Raw genomic sequence first — 17,217 nt, forward strand, 5'->3', positions numbered from 1 at the left:
TCATACATTTATGCGTTTATTTGCAATAGGTGACTTACATTTATCGGGCAATCCGCCAAAAAAGCCGATGGAAGTCTTCGGCCCCCGCTGGAAAAATCACTGGCAGCGCATTGCCGAAGACTGGAAAGAAAGAGTCACCGATGACGATACAGTCCTCATTGCCGGCGATACATCGTGGGCCATGCGCCTCGACGAAGCCCAGGAGGACCTCGATCAAATCCGCGCCCTGCCGGGCAAAAAAATCATTATCCGCGGCAACCACGACTACTGGTGGGCCAGTGCCGGAAAACTGAACCGCATGGATGCCGAAAATAATATGCACTACCTCTACGGCTCGACAGCCATCCTCGACGATGGCACGATCATCTGCGGCACCCACGGCTGGATCTGCCCGGGCGACATCCACTACCAGGAAGAACGGGATGCCAAACCGTACCGCCGTGAACTGCTTCGCGTCGAACGGACGCTCCAGGAAGCGGAAAAAATAGGCAGTGGCCATACGATTCTCATGCTCCACTATCCGCCAGTCTGCGACTTGACGAAACCCAGCGGTTTTACAGAACTCTTAGAAAAATACAAGGTGCCCCTCTGTGTTTTCGGCCACCTTCACGGTATGCAGCCCGGAACGATGTTCCCCCGCCGCTATAACGGTACCCTGCTGCACCTGGTGTCGGCCGACTATCGGGACTGCAAGCTCCTTGAAATCAAATTTGACGGTGAGGAGGCACTGCCATGAGTCAAATAGCCCAAAAACATCTCTTAGCCGGCATCATCTTCGGCGACGCCGAAACGGGCGAATACATCTACCTTCCCGGTGGCGAAGTCGGTACCGACCGGCCGCTCTGCGTCTTTGAACACGACGGTCAAAAAGAGGATGTCGACCTCGAACAAGCCGGCTACCTCGTCGATCACTTGACGCTGAAAAAATGCAGCCATCCCACCCTCGGGAACCGCTCTTTTTAACATAACAAAAAAGAACCTCTCTGCCCTCCTGCCGAACTCATTCGTTAGGGTCTAACGAATGAGCTGCACAGAATCAGAGGGGTTCTTTTATTATGCGTTATCCGGCGTTTGATCGGCATCTTTTCGGAGGGTAAACCAGAAAGTGACGCCGCCGTTTTCGTTCTTCACGCCATAAGATTCACCGTGGAGCTTCACCAGGGCCGCCACCGTGCCCAGGCCTAAGCCGTGGCCGCCGAAGATGCGTTTCGGACTGCGGGCCCGCGACGAGTCGATCTTATAGAAGGGCTCCCAAATACGCTGCTGATACTCTTCATCAATGTGACTGCCTTCATTGTAGACGCAGATTCGGTACCGCTCACCGAGATCTTCGGCCCAAAGGCGGATATGTTGATTGGCATCGGTATAATCGATGGCATTGCTTAAGAAATTGGTTAAAATCGTATCGATTCGTTCCGGATCGCCATAAACGGTCATGGTCTCAGGCAAATCAATCTTGGCAAGGATTCCCTTGTCTTCCATGACTTTGGAGAACCGCTCCCGACTTTCCTCGGCCAGAGCACTGAAATCGAAGACCGTCTGTTCCAGATGGAAGGAACCCGTTTCCAAGCGTGATAAGCTGAGCAGATCACGAACCAGTTTGTCCATCTTCTGGGTCTCACTATGTATAACCGAACAATACCGACGCTGTGTTTCTTCATCGATGTCGAGGGTATCGAGACCTTCTGCATACCCTTGGATAATGGCCAAGGGCGTTTTCAGCTCATGGGACACGGCCGATAGGAAGGCCTTCCGCATGTGCTCGACCTCTTTGGCTACGTCCAATTGTTTTTTCAGCTCTTCATTCGATTGGCGAAGAGCCGTCAAGGCGACATTGAGCTGGTTGGACAGGATATTCAGGCTCTCACCGAGTTCGCCGATTTCATCGCTAAGGTTCCCTTTCCACTTATTGGAAAAATCAAGATGAGCCATGGCGAAGGCCAGGTTCTTCAATTCGATGAGGGGTTTGGTCATGCGCTGAGTCAGGTACAACGTACTGACGCAGGCCACGATCAGCCAGACAATGCCGCAGACGATGATGAAATGCTGGACAATATAGATATTTTCCTGCATGGGCGCGACGGACTGGTTGATGATGACGTACGTACCATCCTGAATGCGGTCGACGAGGTTAAAATACTCAAAATCAGGCATATCCTTATAAAGATGAACGGCTCCCAACAGGCTTTCATCAGGTGCCTTGCCGTCGAGAAGTTCCATGAGTTCCTTGATGTGTACCGGCGGCTTGCCCTCCGGACGATCGGCAGGAACTTCATTTTCCTTGCCAAGGGCGATGATTTCCTGATCTTCGGGAACGGTTTCCGGCGGCAGATGGACTCGCCGTCCCGGCCGCGAGGAATAGACCAGCTTATTGTTGTCGACGATGAGGATATCGACGCCGTAGCACTGACTCAGTGAGTCCAGCGAATGTTCGTCAGGGCCGTTTTTCTTTTGATAGGTAGCACTGATCTTCTGACTGGCTTCGATCATGGCTTCTTTTTTCATGGAGTAGTAGTAGCGGTCAAAGCCAAGGCCGACAGCCATCATCAGCCCGATGATAAAGAAGATAGAAAAACAGCCAACATAGACACCGGTCTTAACCTTTAAGGACAATAAGCCTTTCCGTCTCATTTGGAATCGTAGCGGTATCCGTAGCCGCGGACAGTACGAATGTAGCGGCCTTTGTCGCCGAGTTTAATGCGCAGGCGGTTGATGTGCGTATCGACGGTGCGCAGATCACCGTAGTAATCGTAATTCCATACCTGATTGAGGATCTGGCGGCGGCTCAAAGCCTTGCCGGTATTGCTCATCAGATAGTTGAGAAGCTTGTATTCTGTCGGGCTGAGATCGACATTCTTCCCGTCGAGGACGACCTGGCGGGCATCGCGGTCGATGGCGACACCGGCTTCGGTTTCCTGCGTTTCCGAGTCGTTCTGAGATCGGCGCAAGAGAGCCTTGATCTTAGCTACTAAAATTTTCGGGCTGAAAGGCTTGGTAATGTATTCGTCAGCTCCGAGATCGTAGGCAAAGAGTTGGTCAATTTCTTCGCCTTTTGCCGTCAGCATCATGATGGGAACCGTCGATTCGCGGCGGATTTCACGGCATACGGTCCAGCCGTCGTAACCGGGCATCATGACGTCGAGAAGGACCAAATCCGGATGTTCCTTGTCGTAGATATCCAGGGCTTCTTTGCCGTCAACAGCTTCTAAAATTTCGTAGCCTTCAGGCTTTAAAAAATCAATGACCAATTGGCGCATAAGTTGTTCGTCATCTGCAATAAGTATCTTTTCCATAGTTAATCCTTCCTTCTGATAGCGTCTGTATCTGGCAGCTGAGCGAGCCAGTCATCAATCGGCCGGCCAAAGAGGATGAGGTCCGGCACCAGATCCCGCAAGGGGACCAATACGAAAGCCCGTTGTGTTAGATAAGGATGGGGCAAGGTCAGCTCCGGCGTCCGGCAGACCTCGTCCGGGCTGTAAACGAGGTCGATATCGATGGTTCGGGCACCCCATTTTTCATGACGCACCCGCCCAAGCTGCCGTTCAATGGCAAGACAGCGTTCGAGGAGCTTCTGGCCCGTAAGACTCGTCTCCACGAAAACGGCACCGTTGATAAAGGGCGGCTGATCTTCCTTCCCCCACGGCGGCGTTTCATAAAATGGAGACACCGTCTTAACGGTTACTTCAGGCGTGGCATCGAGGAGGGCCACAGCCCGTTTCAGCGTCTCTTCCCGATTCCCCAGATTGGCGCCGATGCTAAGGTAAAATTTAGCCATGTCGTCGCCTTTCAAGGACTACGGCCGCATCGTCAAAGAGACCGCCAATCGGAGCCTGGGGCTTATGGACGGTTACCGTCACGACCTCGACAGGAGGAAAGGAGCCGAGAATCTCTTCGGCAATGACCGTTCCCAGCCGCTCGATAAGCTGATAGCGGCGGTTCTCGACGATGTCCTTAACTCTCGAATAGACGACACTGTAGTCGACGGTCTGGTGAAGGTCATCAGAGGCGCCGGCCTGTGACAGGTCCGTTTCAAGGCATATATCGATATGAAACGGCTGACCAAGCTCCGCTTCCGATGCTAAGCAGCCGTGGTGCCCCCAAAAGTGAAGTCCTTTGAGCATGATTTTATCCATCTTGTTTTTCCTCCATGACGAGCTTCCAAGCTTCTTTATAGGCATCGGTTCCTTCTTTCAGGCACCCGGACGCCGCCGTCGTCATAATATTCGAATCGATGGCCAGCTGATCGCGCATGGTAAGGCATAAGTGAGTTGCTTTGACGACGATCAGGACGCCTTCCGGATCGAGGCCGCGGACGATGGACTGACACAATTCTTCCGTCATCCGTTCCTGGAGCTGGGGCCGGCGGGCCAGGATATCGACAGCTCGGACGAAGTGACCGAACCCGGCGATACGATTAGCTTTAGGGTAGTATACGATGTGAACGGTACCGAAAAAGGGTAACAAATGATGTTCACAGAGCGAGTGAAAGCGGATATTGCGGACACTGACCAGTCCATTGGACCGGGTTACGATAGGACTGCTCCATTCGTCATCAGGATTTTCCTGAAGGCCTGAAAAAAATCGGGCAAAGGTCTCGGCCACGCGGTGCGGCGTCTTTTCCATTCCCAGCGCCGTCAAGTCGAGCCCTAGGGCTTCTAAAAATTGCCGCATGGCGGCGACAGCTTTTTCATTTTCTACCAATGTGGCGACTCCTCCTTTTCCGTATAATTATAAAAGAAAGTAATAGGACAGCATAAAGATGGCGCCCCCCAGGATGATGAACACCGGGCTGGCATACTGCTGCCACAGGCTTTGGACGCGGTGGAGATAGATGTCCTCGGGATCGTCCGGATTATAGCGCAGGGGCAGTTCATCGCCGGCTACGTAATTCCATTCGGCATTGCCAAAGGCATAGCGTGCCCGATGGGTCTTTCCATCTTGGGACGTAAAACGAACGACAGGATAATAAAGGGTCCCACTTTTCATCTTCTTTTCTTCAAATCCCAAGAGAGTCCCTGTCCCCTCCTGCGTGCAGCGTCGGGTAAGGCTGTAAAATTTAGAGCCGTGGTAGAGTCCGACGGCAATGAACAAGGTACCCAGGATGGCCGGGATAAAATAAAAGATTTGCAGCAGCATGGCAAAATTCCTTTCTATTCATGGCGGTGACTTAGAAAGCGGCTGAGGGTTAGGCCCAGCAGCGCTCCGATAACACCGGTGATGATCTGAGGCCAGCTCATGGCCGTCAGCAGCAGATGGCGCATCGCCGGCGGAAATTCGATGCCGGCAAAGAGTAAATAAAATAAGGCGTAGAGGGTACCTGCCTTAGCCAGGGCTCCGAGCAGCAGGGCCGGGAAACCATATCGCTGCCAGCGCCAGGCACAATAGACGTAAACCCCGTTTCCAATGGCGACGGGAAAGACGAAGAGGACGAAGGGCAGCATCCCTTCGAGCCAGGCAAAAACAGGCGTGCAGGCGGCGACGACAAAACCGGCCCGCCGATCAATGGTAAGGACGGCCGTAATCAGGCAGGCATTGACTAAAGACCCGATGAGGAACAGACTGATCTGAGGCGGTATGGGGATGATGAGCCTGAGTCCTTGTAAAATCAAGGTCGCTGCCAGTATCAATCCCGTTCGGGTTACCTTTTGTGTGTCGTCGGTCATACAGCCTCCCTGTCCATTTTGCGAAAATTTGTTATAATAGAATATATCTTTAGTATCTATATTGTATCTTTAGAGGTGTCAGATGTCAAAACGATTTATTCATTCTATCAATTATATGCGCGGACTTTGCATGCTCGGCGTCATCGCCATCCATGTCGGCTCAGTAGCCATCGTCAATCCGTCGCCCAATTTGGCGCTCGTCGCGATTCTTGAAATCTTGTCTCGCTTTTCCGTCCCGGCCTTTTTCTTTCTATCGGCCTTTGGCATGTTTTACAGTCAGGGACTCCACGAGCCCTTCGACTATAAAGACTATTTGCGGCGCCGGCTGCGGACAGTTTTTGTCCCCTACCTGGCCTGGTCCTTTTTCTACATGGCCTTCGTATCGGCTATCAGCCATAATCTCAATCTCTTTCATCCCTATGCCATCTTTCGCACCTTATGGTATGGCCTGGCCATGTATCATATCTACTTCCTGGTCATCCTCTTATGGTTCTACCTCTTCATGCCTCTGTGGCGGCCTTTACTGCGCCTCATGGACCGCAAACCGGTCCTTTCCTTTACAGCCCTGTTTCTCGTCAACATGATCTTTAATTTTTACTCGAGTTACAGTTGGAATCTCCATTCGGACAATCCCTTCCTCGAAGATGCCTCGAATCTGCGCCTGAACTACATGGTCCTGCACTATTTATTCATCTTCATGTTCGGCGCCTTTACGGCGGAACACTTTTCGTCGGTCACCGCCTGGCTCAAACGGCACGGCACGGTAATCAATCTCCTTCAAATCGCTTCGACGGCGGGTATGCTGGCCGCCTACTACGGCGTCATGCATTACCTCGGCTATGACCCCTTATCGGCAGTCTTCACCATTCACCAGCTCAGCCCTATCGGCATGGTTTATACCCTGTCGACGATGCTCTTTCTCCTCTACTGGTGGGAATGCCGTCCTGTACCGCACGCCGTCCATCAGTTCTTCTCCCGGTTAGGAGACTATTCCTACCCCATCTATCTGATCCATCCTGTTTTTCTCAGCCTCTGCACGGGCCTTGCGGCCCACCTGCATATTTACCTGCGAGCCATTCATATCATCGCCATTTACATCATCGTCGTCGCCTGTGCGTCGGCCTATTCCTGGGTCGTCGTCGAACACAAGCTTCCGAAATGGCTCAGCATCTGCGTCAAAGGGAAATAACAAAAGAGGGACTGCTGCATGAAGAAAACCGCTCCATGCAGCAGTCCCTTTTTGATTGCGCTCCCTTGCCGACAGCACCGGAAACCCAGCTCTTCCGACTATACGCGGAAAGAACGTAAGGCAGATGAGGCACACTTCGGCAGCCCGTTCGCCGCCAAGGGCTTACTTTTTAGCATTCTGCTTTTCCATGACCTTTTCCAACACGTCCGTGGCCATACGGGCTCTGGCTTTGATAACAGCGTTACCGTCTTTGATCGCTTCGGGATAGAAACTGCTCTTATACTTATGCTTCTTAGTCTGAGTAATCATCTTCTTCAGCTGAATCGTCTGATCATCGATGTTGTATACATAGGTACAGTAATCCGTCGTATCTCCGGATTTTTCCACAGTATTGAAGGACAGAACCTGGCGGCCCATATCGTAGTAGAGTTTCGCCGAATTCATATCAATCGATGTATACTGATTATACTGCCACATATTGTCGGCCGCAAAGACCGAGGCCGACAAGGCCAGGGAAAAACCAAGGGCCAAAAGCACTTTTTTCAATTTCACAGATAACACTCCTCACTCCTATGATTTATACTTTATTATACCATGGATTATCTGTAAAAGGTAAGAAGTTTCACCGATTATCCACTTTTTCGGGATATATGTCATGTTGGGACAGACGCTGCCAGGCAACGTCTTCCCAAGGCGTACCGGGACGGCCGTAATTGCAGTAAGGGTCAATGCTGATACCGCCGCGAGGCAAGAATTTCCCCCAGACTTCGATATACTTCGGATCCATGGCATCGATGAGGTCGTCCATGATGATGTTGACGCAGTCTTCGTGGAAGTCTCCGTGGTTGCGGAAGCTGAACAGGTAGAGTTTCAAAGCCTTGCTTTCGACCATCCGTTCATCGGGGACGTAGGAAATATAAATCGTAGCGTAGTCCGGCTGACCGGTCATGGGACAGAGGCTGGTGAATTCCGGGCAGTTAAACTTGACGAAGTAGTCCCGGTCGGGATGTTTGTTGATGAAGGTTTCCAAAAGGTCCGGATTGTAGTCTGTCGGATAGGTCGTGTGCTGATTGCCAAGGAAGGTAATGCCCTGAAGGTCTTCATGATCTCGACTCATATTATAACCCCTTTTCTAAGACGTAGTGATGACGAAGCGCCTGAATGAGCAGGACGCCGCAAATAGCCGGCGGCAGCTGACCGACAGCCAGGCTGCTGACCAGTACCGTATAAGGCAGATTCAATAAGTACGACAGCCACAGGCTGACCAAAAGAGCCGGCACCCACCAGATAGGAAGGGCTGCCAGCCAGAGATGGCCCTGACGCTGCCGAATCTGAACGATGAGCCAAGTCGTTATCATGCCGACGGCACAACCGCCGACCATATCGATAAGGCCTAGTCCGCCAAAGAGAAAGTTGGCGATAAAATTAGCAATGCCCAAGGGCACGACTAAGAAAGGATAGAGAAATGCCAGTCCGTAGAGAGCCGTTGCGATCCGGATTTGGTAAGGACCGAAGGAAATGCCCTGGGTTACATACAAGACGGCGATATAAATGGCGATGACCAACGCAGAAAAGGTCATCCGCCGGGTATTGAGAACAAAGTTATACATTGTATATTACACCTTTCTAACAAATAAAAAAAGACGGGGCTGTCGAAACAATCCCGTCTGCACTGCACCAATGATGGTAATGCGTCCTAGTTTTGTTTAACGACAGGATGGATTGCGAACTGTCGTATAGAATTGTCGTAAAGACCGGTTACCAAATAACGCGGCCCAACACGTGATCGATAGGAACAGGACCGATAAAACGGCTGTCACTGCTGTGGTTTCGGTTATCACCCATGCAGAATACGTAGCCTTCCGGGACTTTAACTTCTTCCCGACTGCTGTATTCCATAGGACCGTTGATATAGGGTTCATCCAAAGGTTCCCCATTGCGCCAAACCTTTCCGTCGTGGAAAGCCAGCGTATCACCGGGTCGGCCGATAACTCGTTTGACCCAAACATTTTTCGTCTGTAAATCGTGGTCAAAGAACGCCAAGTAGTTGTTCATCGGTTCAGCGACATCATCTTTCCAAGTGCGCGGATACTGGACGCGGCTGTCAATGATGACGATATCTCCATAATTAGGGACCTCTCCCATGACGTGACTCCACTTAGAAACAATGAGGTACTCCCCATTTTTAAGGGTCGGCATCATAGACTCGCCGGAAACGCGGGTCGGCTGGAAGAAGAAAATATGGATGACCATAGCAATGGCCAAGGCGATGACAATAGAATAAAGCCATTCACAAACTTCATGCAAAAACGTATTCACCCTGAAACCTCCTCACTTGCGTACTCGTATATTGTAGCAAACCGACGTTATAAAAGCAAGTATTCTAACGGGTCCCCCTCGCTAAAAACCTCAATGCCTTCGGCTTTTAAGAGGGCGGCCGTCACGCCGTCGCCCTCAGTAAGGGTCCGGGAAAAGGTCCCGTCGTAAATGAGGCCGCAGCCGCAGGACGGGCTCTTGGCCTTTAAAATTGCTTTTTCGCAGTGAAAGAGGCGTGCTAGGTACAATGCCGCCTCGGCCCCTCTTTCATATTGTCGAGTCACGTCGAGACCGTCTTTAGTCATAACCTTGTCTCCACAGCGTTCAGCAGCCGGACGCGGTGTTGCAAGGCCGCCGGCCTGTTCCGGACAGATGGGAATGAAATGAAGGTCGTCACGGCCCAATAAAGGCCTTATCACATCGTAGGTCTTGGTCTTTCCATCATAGCGGCAATACTGTCCTAAGAGACAGCTGCTGATCAATATATTCATCCTAAGCTCTCCTATCCTTTCCAATCGAATCCCGGGAAAACAACCGTCATAAAGGATTCATGACGGCCCTTTTGAATGGCTGTTTCGATACGACCAATTCCAGCTGCCTTGAATTGTACATCCTGATAATACAAGGAGGTCATTGAAAAAGGTTCTGTCCCATATTATAATACAGGTTACAACAGCAATTTTAATTTATCCATTACCTTTAAAGGAGTGTTCTCGGAATGGTACAAAAAAAGATGCGCAATACGGCAGAGTTTCTCATCGAATGCCTGGAAGAAGAAGGCGTCCATTATATTTTCGGTATTCCCGGTGAAGAAAACTTAGCCATCATCAATGCCTTGGAGCATTCAAAGATTGAATTCATCACCGTCCGTCATGAACAGGGCGCGGCCTTCATGGCCGATGTCTACGGCAGACTGACGGGTAAAGCCGGCGTCTGCATGGCAACCCTCGGGCCCGGAGCTACCAATCTCATCACCGGCGTCGCCGATGCCGACTGTGACGGAGCCCCTGTCGTCGCCATCTCCGGCCAGGTCGGGACCGACAAGATGCACATCACGGCCCACCAATACCTCGACCTCAGAGCGATGTTCGAACCCATCACCCGCCGGTCCTATACCGTCGTCCGCCCCGATACGATGGCCGAAATCACCCGCTTGGCCTTTAAATATGCCGAACGTGAAAAACCGGGTGCCACCTTCATCGATCTTCCGGTCAACATCAGCGAAATGCCCATCGAAGACGATGAAAAACCGCTGCAGCACAAGACGATCCAGCCGGAAACGGCCTTAGAATCGCAGATTAAAATGGCGGCCTCCATGATTTCTTACGCCAAGAATCCGGTCATCCTGGCCGGCAGCGGTGTCATCCGCAGTCAGGCTGCCAAGCAATTGACGGCCTTTGCCGAAAAACTGAAGCTGCCCGTCGTCAATACCATGATGGCCAAAGGCGCCATTCCCTTTGACAACAAATATTCCATGTGGACCGTCGGCATTCCCATGGACGACTATCAAACGAAAATCCTCGAAAAGGCCAGCCTGGTCATCGCCGTCGGCTACGACATCATCGAATACGCCCCGGCCAAATGGCATCTGACCAACGCCGACATCATCCACATCGACACCATGCCGGCTGATATCAATAAAAAATACCAGCCCCAGGTCGAAGTCGTCGGCAACATCCCTGATTCCCTGGAACGCATCATGGAAAAGGCCGCCCGCCTGCCGGAACCGCGTGCATTCCTCGACATCCGTCAAAAAATGGTCGCCGAACACGAAAGCTACGCTGAAGACCTGTCCTTCCCGGTCAAGCCGCAAAAAGCCCTCATCGACTGCCGCAAAATCATGGATAAAGACGACATCGTCATCTCCGACGTCGGGGCCAACAAGGTTTGGATTGCCCGCCACTACAACTGCTATGAACCGAATACCTGCCTCATTTCCAACGGCTTCGCCACCATGGGCATCGCCGTCCCCGGCGCCATTTCAGCCAAACTCGTCCACCCCGATAAAAAAGTGCTGGCCATCACCGGCGACGCCGGCTTCTTGATGAATGTCCAGGAATTCGAAACGGCTTACCGCTTGGGAACGAACTTCGTAACCCTCATCTTCAATGACAGCAGTTACGGCCTCATCAAATGGAAACAGGACATGCAGTACGGCCATCACGAATGCGTCGACTTCACCAATCCGGACTTCGTAAAACTGGCCGAAAGCTTCCACGCCATCGGCTACCGCATCGAAAAGACCGAAGACCTCCTGCCGACCTTGAGAAAGGCCTTCCAGCAGGATAAACCGGTCATCATCGACTGCCCCATCGACTACGAAGAAAACATGAAGCTCACAGCCCATCTCGAACACTTGATGAAAACCTTATAAATCGAAAAGAGCCTTGCATGATGCAATTTTTTCACTCATGCAAGGCATTTTTATTCCCTAAGTCATCCTTATTTTTTCGGCATCTTATTGGCGTCTTTCAGCATGTCGGTTACGGTACTGATGATATCGTCGTCACCGGATTTAGCGACATTGCCTAAGATGACGGCAATTTCCATCGTATCGCCGTGCTGCCAGGCAAGGCCGTGGATTGTTTCCGTAAAGGCGTTGCTGTTAATAACCAGCGATTTTTCAACGGTCCATTCATAAAAGACTCGGCCCTTATACTTTTTAGCCGTAACCGGTGCCACCAGGCGAAAACCATTGGGCAGACGGCTGGCCATATTTTGGTTGAGCCGGTCCATCAAGGTCTTCGGATCAGGACGGCCGCCAATATCGCGCAGGTAGGCATTTTCCCGGTTTTCCCCGTAAACGGCAGCCCGGACATCCCAGAGACTTGCCGTATAATGCATCAAGTATGCATACTGAAAATCGGCATCATCCTTCTTTACGACCTGATAGGTTTCCGCCTGGATGGGAAAAATCTTTTCAAACAAGGCCGTCACGTCATTGCCGGCATCGGCTGCCGTCAGCATGGGCTGAGTCCCCTTCTGCATGTATATATCGCTTGGCACGGTAATGACGCCCCAATTGGGAAACTTCGTCAAGGTGCCCTTGTCCTTCGCCATCGACGCCGTCCCGATAGACAGGACCGCTGCTGCAATCAGACAAATTCCTTTCAGTTTCATTATGTCACTCCCCATTCCTCTGAAAAATATAGTTTTATTGTATCCTATGGCGCTTTTTCTGTCAAAAATACCCGTTCTGATTGATGATAACCCCGGACCTGCCCCTATTTAATCAAACAGTTTGCTGTCAAAAAAGAATAAAATGTGATATGATATGGTTATGTAAATTACCTTTATCGATACGATTCAGGCATATTCTTACCTACATCAAGGAGGTTATGAAAGATGGAATTTGATATCAAAAAAAACTCAGCAGCTGAAGTTTCTGAAAAATGCACGGAAGATAATACGGCCATTAAACTTGGCAGCGGCAAATCGCCGGTCTATGCTACCCCGGCCTTAGTAGCTCTCATGGAAAATGCAGCCATCAACGCCTGCGATCCCCAACTCCCGGAAGGGTATAACACCGTCGGCATCGCCATGAACGTCAAACACGTCGCCGCCACGCCGATTGCTTTGACCATCACGGCCAAGGCAACGCTGGTTGAACAGGACCGCAAAAAATTGACCTTTAAGATCGAAGCCCATGACGACGCAGGCCTCGTCGGCGAAGCCACCCACGAACGCTTCATCATCGAATCGGCTCCCTTCTTAGCCAAAGCAGAAGCCAAAAAGGCCGCTGCTAAATAAAACGCATAAACCCCAAAAAGAGGTTCGCCAGCAAACATGCCGGCGAACCTCTTTTGTATCATAATTCGTTTGTCAATCTGGTGTTCCTTAAGCCATGATGACAGCCAAGACGTCACCGGTTTTGACATTGTCCCCTACTTTGACGCGCATTTCATGAAGCTTGCCGTCAGCCGTTGCCGTGATGTCGTTCTGCATCTTCATGGCTTCCAATACGAGGAGGACGTCGCCGCGTTTGACATCCGTTCCTTCTTCGACTTTGAGGGCCGAAATTTTGCCCGGCATCGGGGCTTTTACGGTGATGGCACCTTCGGGGATGGGGCCGCCTACGGCCGGGGCCGGAGACTGTACCGGGGCTGCCGGAGTCGGTGCCGGTGCCACAGGAGCTGCCGGAGCCGATTGTACAGGTGCCGCCGGGGCTGCCGGAGCTGCCGGAGCTGAGCCGCCTACTTCTTCTACTTCAACTTCGTATGCTTTGCCATTGACTGTAATCTTAAACTTTTTCATATCGATATCCTCCTGGATTCAAAGACTTTTTCCTTAACGTTTCATACCACCCAGGCGGGCTGCCATAGCCCAATTTTCCCGATGGCGTTTATATCCGCGATGCGAAAGCCGGATTGAGCGAATCCCTGCCGGCGAATATCCGTAAGCCGCAACGGCTGCCATGATGACGGCGACGACGTCGTCAGAGAGTTCGTCGGAATCAGAGATTTCTCGACTTTCAGGCACCGTTGCCAGCGGACGGGCTTCGACAACAGCCGGCTGACGCTGGCCAACGGGAACGATGGAATTGGCAGTGTCTTTAGTCTCAGAGACAGGCTGTGTCTTTGTTTCCTTCTTTTCAGCGGATTTTAAATCATAGACGGCTTCAGAAAGATCTTTGACACTCTGCTGAAAAGCAGTCATGTCTTCCATCTTTCTTTCTAAAGCCCGGAAGCGTGTATCGTAGTATCGGCTCAGCACCAAGATCAGGACGATTAAGACACCGATCGCCGCAAACAGGATTTCTAACATACGGCCACCCCCTTATAACGGCATGTTGCCGTGTTTCTTGGCCGGCCGTTCTTCACGCTTGCTATAGAGCATGGCCAAGGCACTGATGATGCGCGGCCGCGTTTCCTTCGGTTCAATGATGCAGTCGATCTGGCCGTGTTCAGCAGCCTTATAAGGCGACAAGAATTCGTCGATATATTCTTGCTTTCTCTGCTCTTTGTCCGGATCGTTTTTAAAGATGATGTTGACGGCACCATCAGGCCCCATGACGGCGATTTCGGCCGACGGCCAAGCCATGACCATGTCGGCACCGAGCTGACGGCAGCACATGGCAATATAGGCACCACCATAAGCTTTGCGGGTAACGACAGTAATCTTGGGCACCGTCGCTTCACAGTAGGCGTAAAGCATTTTAGCACCGTGGCGGATGATGCCGCCGTATTCCTGATTCGTCCCCGGCAAAAATCCCGGTACGTCGACGAAGGTGACGACAGGAATGTTGAAGCTGTCGCAGAAGCGGATAAAGCGGGCGGCCTTGTCCGACGCATTGATATCAAGGCAGCCGGCCAAGAACTTCGGCTGGTTGGCGATGATACCGACAGTCTGACCGTCGAAGCGAGCAAAGCAGGTAATGATATTCAAAGCATAATTTTCAAGGACCTGGAAAACGTATCCGTCGTCGACACAGGAACGGATGATGTCCAGCATATCATAGGGTACATTGTTGTCGTCAGGAATGACCGAATTGAGGCTTTCGTCTTCGCGATTCGGATCATCGTTGGAATCGACGACCGGGGCTTCTTCCATGTTGTTGCTGGGAAGGAAGTCGAGGAGAGCCTTGATCTTTTCAAAGCAGTCGTCTTCGCTTTCACAGGCAAAATGAGCGACGCCGGAAATGGAGTTGTGCGTCATGGCACCGCCCAGTTCTTCTGCCGTTACTTCTTCGGCCGTAACCGATTTGATAACGGCCGGGCCGGTGAGGAACATATTGGACGTATTCTTGACCATGAAGACGAAGTCCATCAAAGCCGGGCTGTAGACAGCACCGCCGGCACAAGGCCCCATGATGACGGCCAACTGGGGAATGACGCCGGACGCCGATGTGTTGTTCATAAAAATGCGGCCAAAGCCCGACAAGGCATCGATGCCTTCTTGAATGCGGGCGCCGCCGGAATCGTTGATGCCGATGACAGGCGCACCCATCTTGAGGGCCATTTCCTGCATCTGGGCAATCTTGTGAGCGTGCATTTCGCCAAGGGATCCGCCTTCAACGGTAAAATCTTCGGCATAGGCAAAGACCAACCGGCCCCGCACCGTACCATAACCGGTAACAACGCCGTCACCGGGAATTTCCTTTTCCTGCATGCCGAAATGGGTACCGCGATGATGGATAAACTGCCCCATTTCCGTAAAGCTGCCTTCATCAAACAGCTTGGCCAGCCGTTCGCGGGCCGTCAACTTTCCTTTTTTATGCTGCGAATCGATTCGCTTCTGACCGCCGCCGAGCTCGACTTTTGCGAGCTTTTCCCGGAGCTGGTCAATCTTTTCCTGACCTGTAGCCATTCATATACCTCCCGTACATAAATTTATAGCATTTAATTATACCATGGAATAACCGATTATTACAAATCTTCCTCCTTTCAACGGCTCAAGTTAGCCATTTTCTTATCGGAAACGTGAATCAAAATACCTTTTTGATGACATCAGACGCATTGTTTTTCCCGGCCCGCCCGTCACTGGGCGTCGCCGCATGAACGATGATGTAGCGGTCATCGCCATAGTAAATCGTCTTGTAGTGCCCCCCGTCATGCTGAATTTGAAAGCCCAGCTCTTCAAAGCCTCGCTGCACTTTTGAGGTCATTCCTTTATAATTATTGAGCAGTTGTTTCACCTCAGCAGCCCTTTTTTCACTACTCCGCTGATAGTCATTGGACTCAATGATGTCTTTCACCACATCGTATCGACGCGTACCCGTTGCCAAAAGGTTGTTTAAACTGGCCTCCAAGGTTTTTAACAGCAGATCCTTTATTTCACCGGCATAGAAGTCATCTTCATCCCCCATGAGCAAGACAGGAACCCTCGACTGAGAATCAAGCTTTGAACGCAGGACTTGGTTTTCATAGGCCAGTTGTACGTTTTCGCAGCGCAGGCGTTCATTGTCCTCGCGCAACTTGCGATTCTCCTCGTCAAAACTCTCTAACAGCTGATCGGCTTCCAATTTAGCTTCAGCATAGGCCTGATCACGCATGGATTTTTCATTTTCTTTATACCGGCCTTGTAGCAAGGAGTTTATACAGAGCCTCATGGCGTTCCTTGTCGGCTGCCGCATAGGCCTCCTTGGACTTCAGATATTGATCCTCATAAATGGCACCGGTGACACCGGCCCAGACATAGAGTGGCGACACCCGTTTGGCATTGCTGTACTGGATGACCCTTTCAATAATCTTTTCCGTCATCTGAGTGTCATAATCCGGATTGCGGCGATAGATATATCGTTTATGGCCAACGGCAGGATTGGGGAAATAAATATCGATACCGCCATTACCTAATTTCTCATCACCGCTGCGTTCCTGAAGGGTGGCTTCCGTCCCATAATCGCCTTGGACCAAGACGTGGGCTGCTCCCTTTAGTCGGCCCGCCAAGGCCTTTACATCAATGGGATCTTCATTGTCCGACGTCTTAGAAACGAAGACGACGGGCAGACGAGTCCGACGCTTCCCGGTCATGATATCGACAGCTATATCGAGATTATCCTCATCGATGATAAGCGGCGTCCGCCGTACCTCTAAGCCGTTATCGGCTTTTAAATAACCGCCCTCAATGAGCATGGAAATGAAGTGGGGCGTCGAAAATTCCGGGTCGACCTTCAGCGCTTCTTCCAGATAACTCCGATCTAAGCGAATGGACATCTTCATATCCTTAAAATTCATGATATAGTCAGAATCCCAAATGACGCCTTCTTTGTCGCGCTTTTCGTAACGGACAGCGACAATATGCTCCTTAGGGTATTCTTTTATGTCGAGAAGCAGCGATTCCGTTCCATAAGACGTATTGTACTGACCATCCCATACCAGATTGGGAATAATATTTTCCGGGTAGTTGCTTTTTTGATTCCACTCGACGACCAAGCGAATAAACGCCTCTTTAGTCATCTTCTTATTTATTTGTAAGATAGTTGAAAATAAGAGCACGGCGACACCTGCTTTCCAAAATATAACGAATCCGAAACAAATTCTGCTGCCATCAGCAGAAATGAGAGCTTTATTTTATTATAACAAGGTTCGGTAAAAATCAAAACCACCAGTT

Annotated in this window: 23 protein-coding genes; 5 read left to right on the plus strand and 18 right to left on the minus strand. The window is 51.0% G+C overall.

The genetic code is table 11. From position 1 onward, the window contains the following. The first annotated feature begins 10 nt into the window (after positions 1-10). Both A0U42_RS09300 and A0U42_RS09305 read left to right on the plus strand, forming a co-directional pair. A complete protein-coding gene (locus A0U42_RS09300; protein ID WP_065360759.1) occupies positions 11-736 on the plus strand; it encodes a metallophosphoesterase in 726 nt (241 codons plus the stop codon). After that, positions 733-963, plus strand: a complete 231-nt coding sequence (locus tag A0U42_RS09305) for a hypothetical protein (RefSeq protein WP_044504245.1) — start codon at positions 733-735, stop codon at positions 961-963. The genes A0U42_RS09300 and A0U42_RS09305 overlap by 4 nt, the downstream gene beginning before the upstream one ends. 90 nt (positions 964-1,053) lie before the next feature. Here the strand turns inward: A0U42_RS09305 and A0U42_RS09310 are convergent, their stop codons facing one another. Genes A0U42_RS09310 through A0U42_RS09340 form a run of 7 tightly spaced genes read right to left on the minus strand, consistent with a single transcriptional unit; the run spans position 1,054 to position 5,663 of the window. Further along, positions 1,054-2,631: a sensor histidine kinase gene (locus A0U42_RS09310; protein ID WP_065360746.1), complete on the minus strand. Its 1,578-nt coding sequence runs from the start codon at positions 2,629-2,631 to the stop codon at positions 1,054-1,056. After that, positions 2,628-3,293, minus strand: a complete 666-nt coding sequence (locus A0U42_RS09315) for a response regulator transcription factor (RefSeq protein WP_044504248.1) — start codon at positions 3,291-3,293, stop codon at positions 2,628-2,630. The genes A0U42_RS09310 and A0U42_RS09315 overlap by 4 nt, the downstream gene beginning before the upstream one ends. A gap of 2 nt (positions 3,294-3,295) precedes the next feature. Further along, positions 3,296-3,775 (minus strand): 2-amino-4-hydroxy-6-hydroxymethyldihydropteridine diphosphokinase, encoded by a 480-nt coding sequence (gene folK, locus A0U42_RS09320; RefSeq protein ID WP_065360747.1) that lies wholly within the window; start codon positions 3,773-3,775, stop codon positions 3,296-3,298. Further along, entirely contained in the window at positions 3,768-4,133 is a 366-nt protein-coding gene (gene folB / locus A0U42_RS09325; RefSeq protein WP_065360748.1) for a dihydroneopterin aldolase, read from the minus strand. Before folB ends, folK begins: the two co-directional genes overlap by 8 nt. Beyond that, positions 4,126-4,701: a GTP cyclohydrolase I gene (gene folE, locus A0U42_RS09330; protein ID WP_083122502.1), complete on the minus strand. Its 576-nt coding sequence runs from the start codon at positions 4,699-4,701 to the stop codon at positions 4,126-4,128. Before folE ends, folB begins: the two co-directional genes overlap by 8 nt. Before the next feature lie 27 nt (positions 4,702-4,728). Continuing rightward, complete coding sequence (locus tag A0U42_RS09335) at positions 4,729-5,136, minus strand: DUF3592 domain-containing protein (RefSeq protein ID WP_065360749.1); 408 nt, start codon at positions 5,134-5,136, stop codon at positions 4,729-4,731. Between the two features lie 14 nt (positions 5,137-5,150). Then, the gene (locus A0U42_RS09340) at positions 5,151-5,663 is read right to left on the minus strand and encodes a hypothetical protein (RefSeq protein ID WP_065360750.1); all 513 of its coding nucleotides are present in this window, start codon (positions 5,661-5,663) and stop codon (positions 5,151-5,153) included. A gap of 82 nt (positions 5,664-5,745) precedes the next feature. Here A0U42_RS09340 and A0U42_RS09345 point away from each other — a divergent pair, with 82 nt between their 5' ends. After that, entirely contained in the window at positions 5,746-6,852 is a 1,107-nt protein-coding gene (locus A0U42_RS09345; RefSeq protein WP_065360751.1) for an acyltransferase, read from the plus strand. A 162-nt stretch (positions 6,853-7,014) separates the two neighbouring features. Here the strand turns inward: A0U42_RS09345 and A0U42_RS09350 are convergent, their stop codons facing one another. The 5 genes from A0U42_RS09350 to A0U42_RS09370 form a co-directional block, all read right to left on the minus strand. Beyond that, positions 7,015-7,404 carry a hypothetical protein gene (locus tag A0U42_RS09350; protein ID WP_044504255.1) on the minus strand — a complete coding sequence of 130 codons (390 nt, stop codon included), beginning with the start codon at positions 7,402-7,404 and terminating at the stop codon, positions 7,015-7,017. 70 nt (positions 7,405-7,474) lie between these two features. Beyond that, entirely contained in the window at positions 7,475-7,969 is a 495-nt protein-coding gene (queF, locus tag A0U42_RS09355; RefSeq protein ID WP_044504257.1) for a preQ(1) synthase, read from the minus strand. A 1-nt stretch (position 7,970) separates the two neighbouring features. Further along, the gene (locus A0U42_RS09360) at positions 7,971-8,462 is read right to left on the minus strand and encodes a QueT transporter family protein (protein WP_065360752.1); all 492 of its coding nucleotides are present in this window, start codon (positions 8,460-8,462) and stop codon (positions 7,971-7,973) included. A gap of 148 nt (positions 8,463-8,610) precedes the next feature. Further along, on the minus strand, positions 8,611-9,171 hold the full coding sequence (lepB, locus tag A0U42_RS09365) for a signal peptidase I (protein WP_044504261.1): 561 nt from the start codon (positions 9,169-9,171) through the stop codon (positions 8,611-8,613). Positions 9,172-9,218: 47 nt separating this feature from the next. Further along, on the minus strand, positions 9,219-9,659 hold the full coding sequence (locus tag A0U42_RS09370) for a DUF523 domain-containing protein (protein WP_065360753.1): 441 nt from the start codon (positions 9,657-9,659) through the stop codon (positions 9,219-9,221). 227 nt (positions 9,660-9,886) lie between these two features. On the opposite strand from A0U42_RS09370, the gene A0U42_RS09375 reads away from it, so the two are divergent. Then, positions 9,887-11,542 (plus strand): acetolactate synthase large subunit, encoded by a 1,656-nt coding sequence (locus A0U42_RS09375; protein WP_065360754.1) that lies wholly within the window; start codon positions 9,887-9,889, stop codon positions 11,540-11,542. A 68-nt stretch (positions 11,543-11,610) separates the two neighbouring features. Here A0U42_RS09375 and A0U42_RS09380 read toward each other — a convergent pair whose 3' ends face one another. Beyond that, on the minus strand, positions 11,611-12,288 hold the full coding sequence (locus A0U42_RS09380; RefSeq protein WP_065360755.1) for a hypothetical protein: 678 nt from the start codon (positions 12,286-12,288) through the stop codon (positions 11,611-11,613). A gap of 225 nt (positions 12,289-12,513) precedes the next feature. Between A0U42_RS09380 and A0U42_RS09385 the strand changes: the two genes are divergently transcribed. Further along, complete coding sequence (locus A0U42_RS09385; RefSeq protein WP_065360756.1) at positions 12,514-12,918, plus strand: thioesterase family protein; 405 nt, start codon at positions 12,514-12,516, stop codon at positions 12,916-12,918. Positions 12,919-13,005: 87 nt separating this feature from the next. Here the strand turns inward: A0U42_RS09385 and A0U42_RS09390 are convergent, their stop codons facing one another. From A0U42_RS09390 to A0U42_RS11520, 5 genes are all read right to left on the minus strand, one after another. After that, a complete protein-coding gene (locus tag A0U42_RS09390) occupies positions 13,006-13,422 on the minus strand; it encodes a biotin/lipoyl-containing protein (RefSeq protein WP_065360757.1) in 417 nt (138 codons plus the stop codon). Positions 13,423-13,455: 33 nt separating this feature from the next. Beyond that, complete coding sequence (locus A0U42_RS09395; protein ID WP_065360758.1) at positions 13,456-13,932, minus strand: hypothetical protein; 477 nt, start codon at positions 13,930-13,932, stop codon at positions 13,456-13,458. A gap of 12 nt (positions 13,933-13,944) precedes the next feature. Further along, a complete protein-coding gene (locus tag A0U42_RS09400) occupies positions 13,945-15,474 on the minus strand; it encodes an acyl-CoA carboxylase subunit beta (protein ID WP_044504273.1) in 1,530 nt (509 codons plus the stop codon). A gap of 118 nt (positions 15,475-15,592) precedes the next feature. Next, positions 15,593-16,240, minus strand: a complete 648-nt coding sequence (locus tag A0U42_RS11515; protein ID WP_141669518.1) for a hypothetical protein — start codon at positions 16,238-16,240, stop codon at positions 15,593-15,595. Continuing rightward, positions 16,176-17,102 carry a hypothetical protein gene (locus A0U42_RS11520; protein ID WP_083122506.1) on the minus strand — a complete coding sequence of 309 codons (927 nt, stop codon included), beginning with the start codon at positions 17,100-17,102 and terminating at the stop codon, positions 16,176-16,178. Before A0U42_RS11520 ends, A0U42_RS11515 begins: the two co-directional genes overlap by 65 nt. Positions 17,103-17,217 lie beyond the last annotated feature (115 nt).

It is taken from the genome of Megasphaera sp. DISK 18 (genome assembly GCF_001682955.1).
Taxonomy (GTDB): Bacteria; Bacillota; Negativicutes; order Veillonellales; family Megasphaeraceae; genus Megasphaera; species Megasphaera massiliensis.

What these genes read in the sequence shown, in the direction of transcription:
- A0U42_RS09300 (WP_065360759.1), top strand. Translation starts at nt 11, where the DNA reads ATGCGTTTATTTGCAATAGGTGACTTACATTTATCGGGCAATCCGCCA.
- A0U42_RS09305 (WP_044504245.1), top strand. Translation starts at nt 733, where the DNA reads ATGAGTCAAATAGCCCAAAAACATCTCTTAGCCGGCATCATCTTCGGC.
- A0U42_RS09310 (WP_065360746.1), bottom strand. Translation starts at nt 2,631, where the DNA reads ATGAGACGGAAAGGCTTATTGTCCTTAAAGGTTAAGACCGGTGTCTAT.
- A0U42_RS09315 (WP_044504248.1), bottom strand. Translation starts at nt 3,293, where the DNA reads ATGGAAAAGATACTTATTGCAGATGACGAACAACTTATGCGCCAATTG.
- folK (WP_065360747.1), bottom strand. Translation starts at nt 3,775, where the DNA reads ATGGCTAAATTTTACCTTAGCATCGGCGCCAATCTGGGGAATCGGGAA.
- folB (WP_065360748.1), bottom strand. Translation starts at nt 4,133, where the DNA reads ATGGATAAAATCATGCTCAAAGGACTTCACTTTTGGGGGCACCACGGC.
- A0U42_RS09335 (WP_065360749.1), bottom strand. Translation starts at nt 5,136, where the DNA reads ATGCTGCTGCAAATCTTTTATTTTATCCCGGCCATCCTGGGTACCTTG.
- A0U42_RS09340 (WP_065360750.1), bottom strand. Translation starts at nt 5,663, where the DNA reads ATGACCGACGACACACAAAAGGTAACCCGAACGGGATTGATACTGGCA.
- A0U42_RS09345 (WP_065360751.1), top strand. Translation starts at nt 5,746, where the DNA reads ATGTCAAAACGATTTATTCATTCTATCAATTATATGCGCGGACTTTGC.
- queF (WP_044504257.1), bottom strand. Translation starts at nt 7,969, where the DNA reads ATGAGTCGAGATCATGAAGACCTTCAGGGCATTACCTTCCTTGGCAAT.
- A0U42_RS09360 (WP_065360752.1), bottom strand. Translation starts at nt 8,462, where the DNA reads ATGTATAACTTTGTTCTCAATACCCGGCGGATGACCTTTTCTGCGTTG.
- A0U42_RS09370 (WP_065360753.1), bottom strand. Translation starts at nt 9,659, where the DNA reads ATGAATATATTGATCAGCAGCTGTCTCTTAGGACAGTATTGCCGCTAT.
- A0U42_RS09375 (WP_065360754.1), top strand. Translation starts at nt 9,887, where the DNA reads ATGGTACAAAAAAAGATGCGCAATACGGCAGAGTTTCTCATCGAATGC.
- A0U42_RS09380 (WP_065360755.1), bottom strand. Translation starts at nt 12,288, where the DNA reads ATGAAACTGAAAGGAATTTGTCTGATTGCAGCAGCGGTCCTGTCTATC.
- A0U42_RS09385 (WP_065360756.1), top strand. Translation starts at nt 12,514, where the DNA reads ATGGAATTTGATATCAAAAAAAACTCAGCAGCTGAAGTTTCTGAAAAA.
- A0U42_RS09390 (WP_065360757.1), bottom strand. Translation starts at nt 13,422, where the DNA reads ATGAAAAAGTTTAAGATTACAGTCAATGGCAAAGCATACGAAGTTGAA.
- A0U42_RS09395 (WP_065360758.1), bottom strand. Translation starts at nt 13,932, where the DNA reads ATGTTAGAAATCCTGTTTGCGGCGATCGGTGTCTTAATCGTCCTGATC.
- A0U42_RS09400 (WP_044504273.1), bottom strand. Translation starts at nt 15,474, where the DNA reads ATGGCTACAGGTCAGGAAAAGATTGACCAGCTCCGGGAAAAGCTCGCA.
- A0U42_RS11515 (WP_141669518.1), bottom strand. Translation starts at nt 16,240, where the DNA reads ATGCGGCAGCCGACAAGGAACGCCATGAGGCTCTGTATAAACTCCTTG.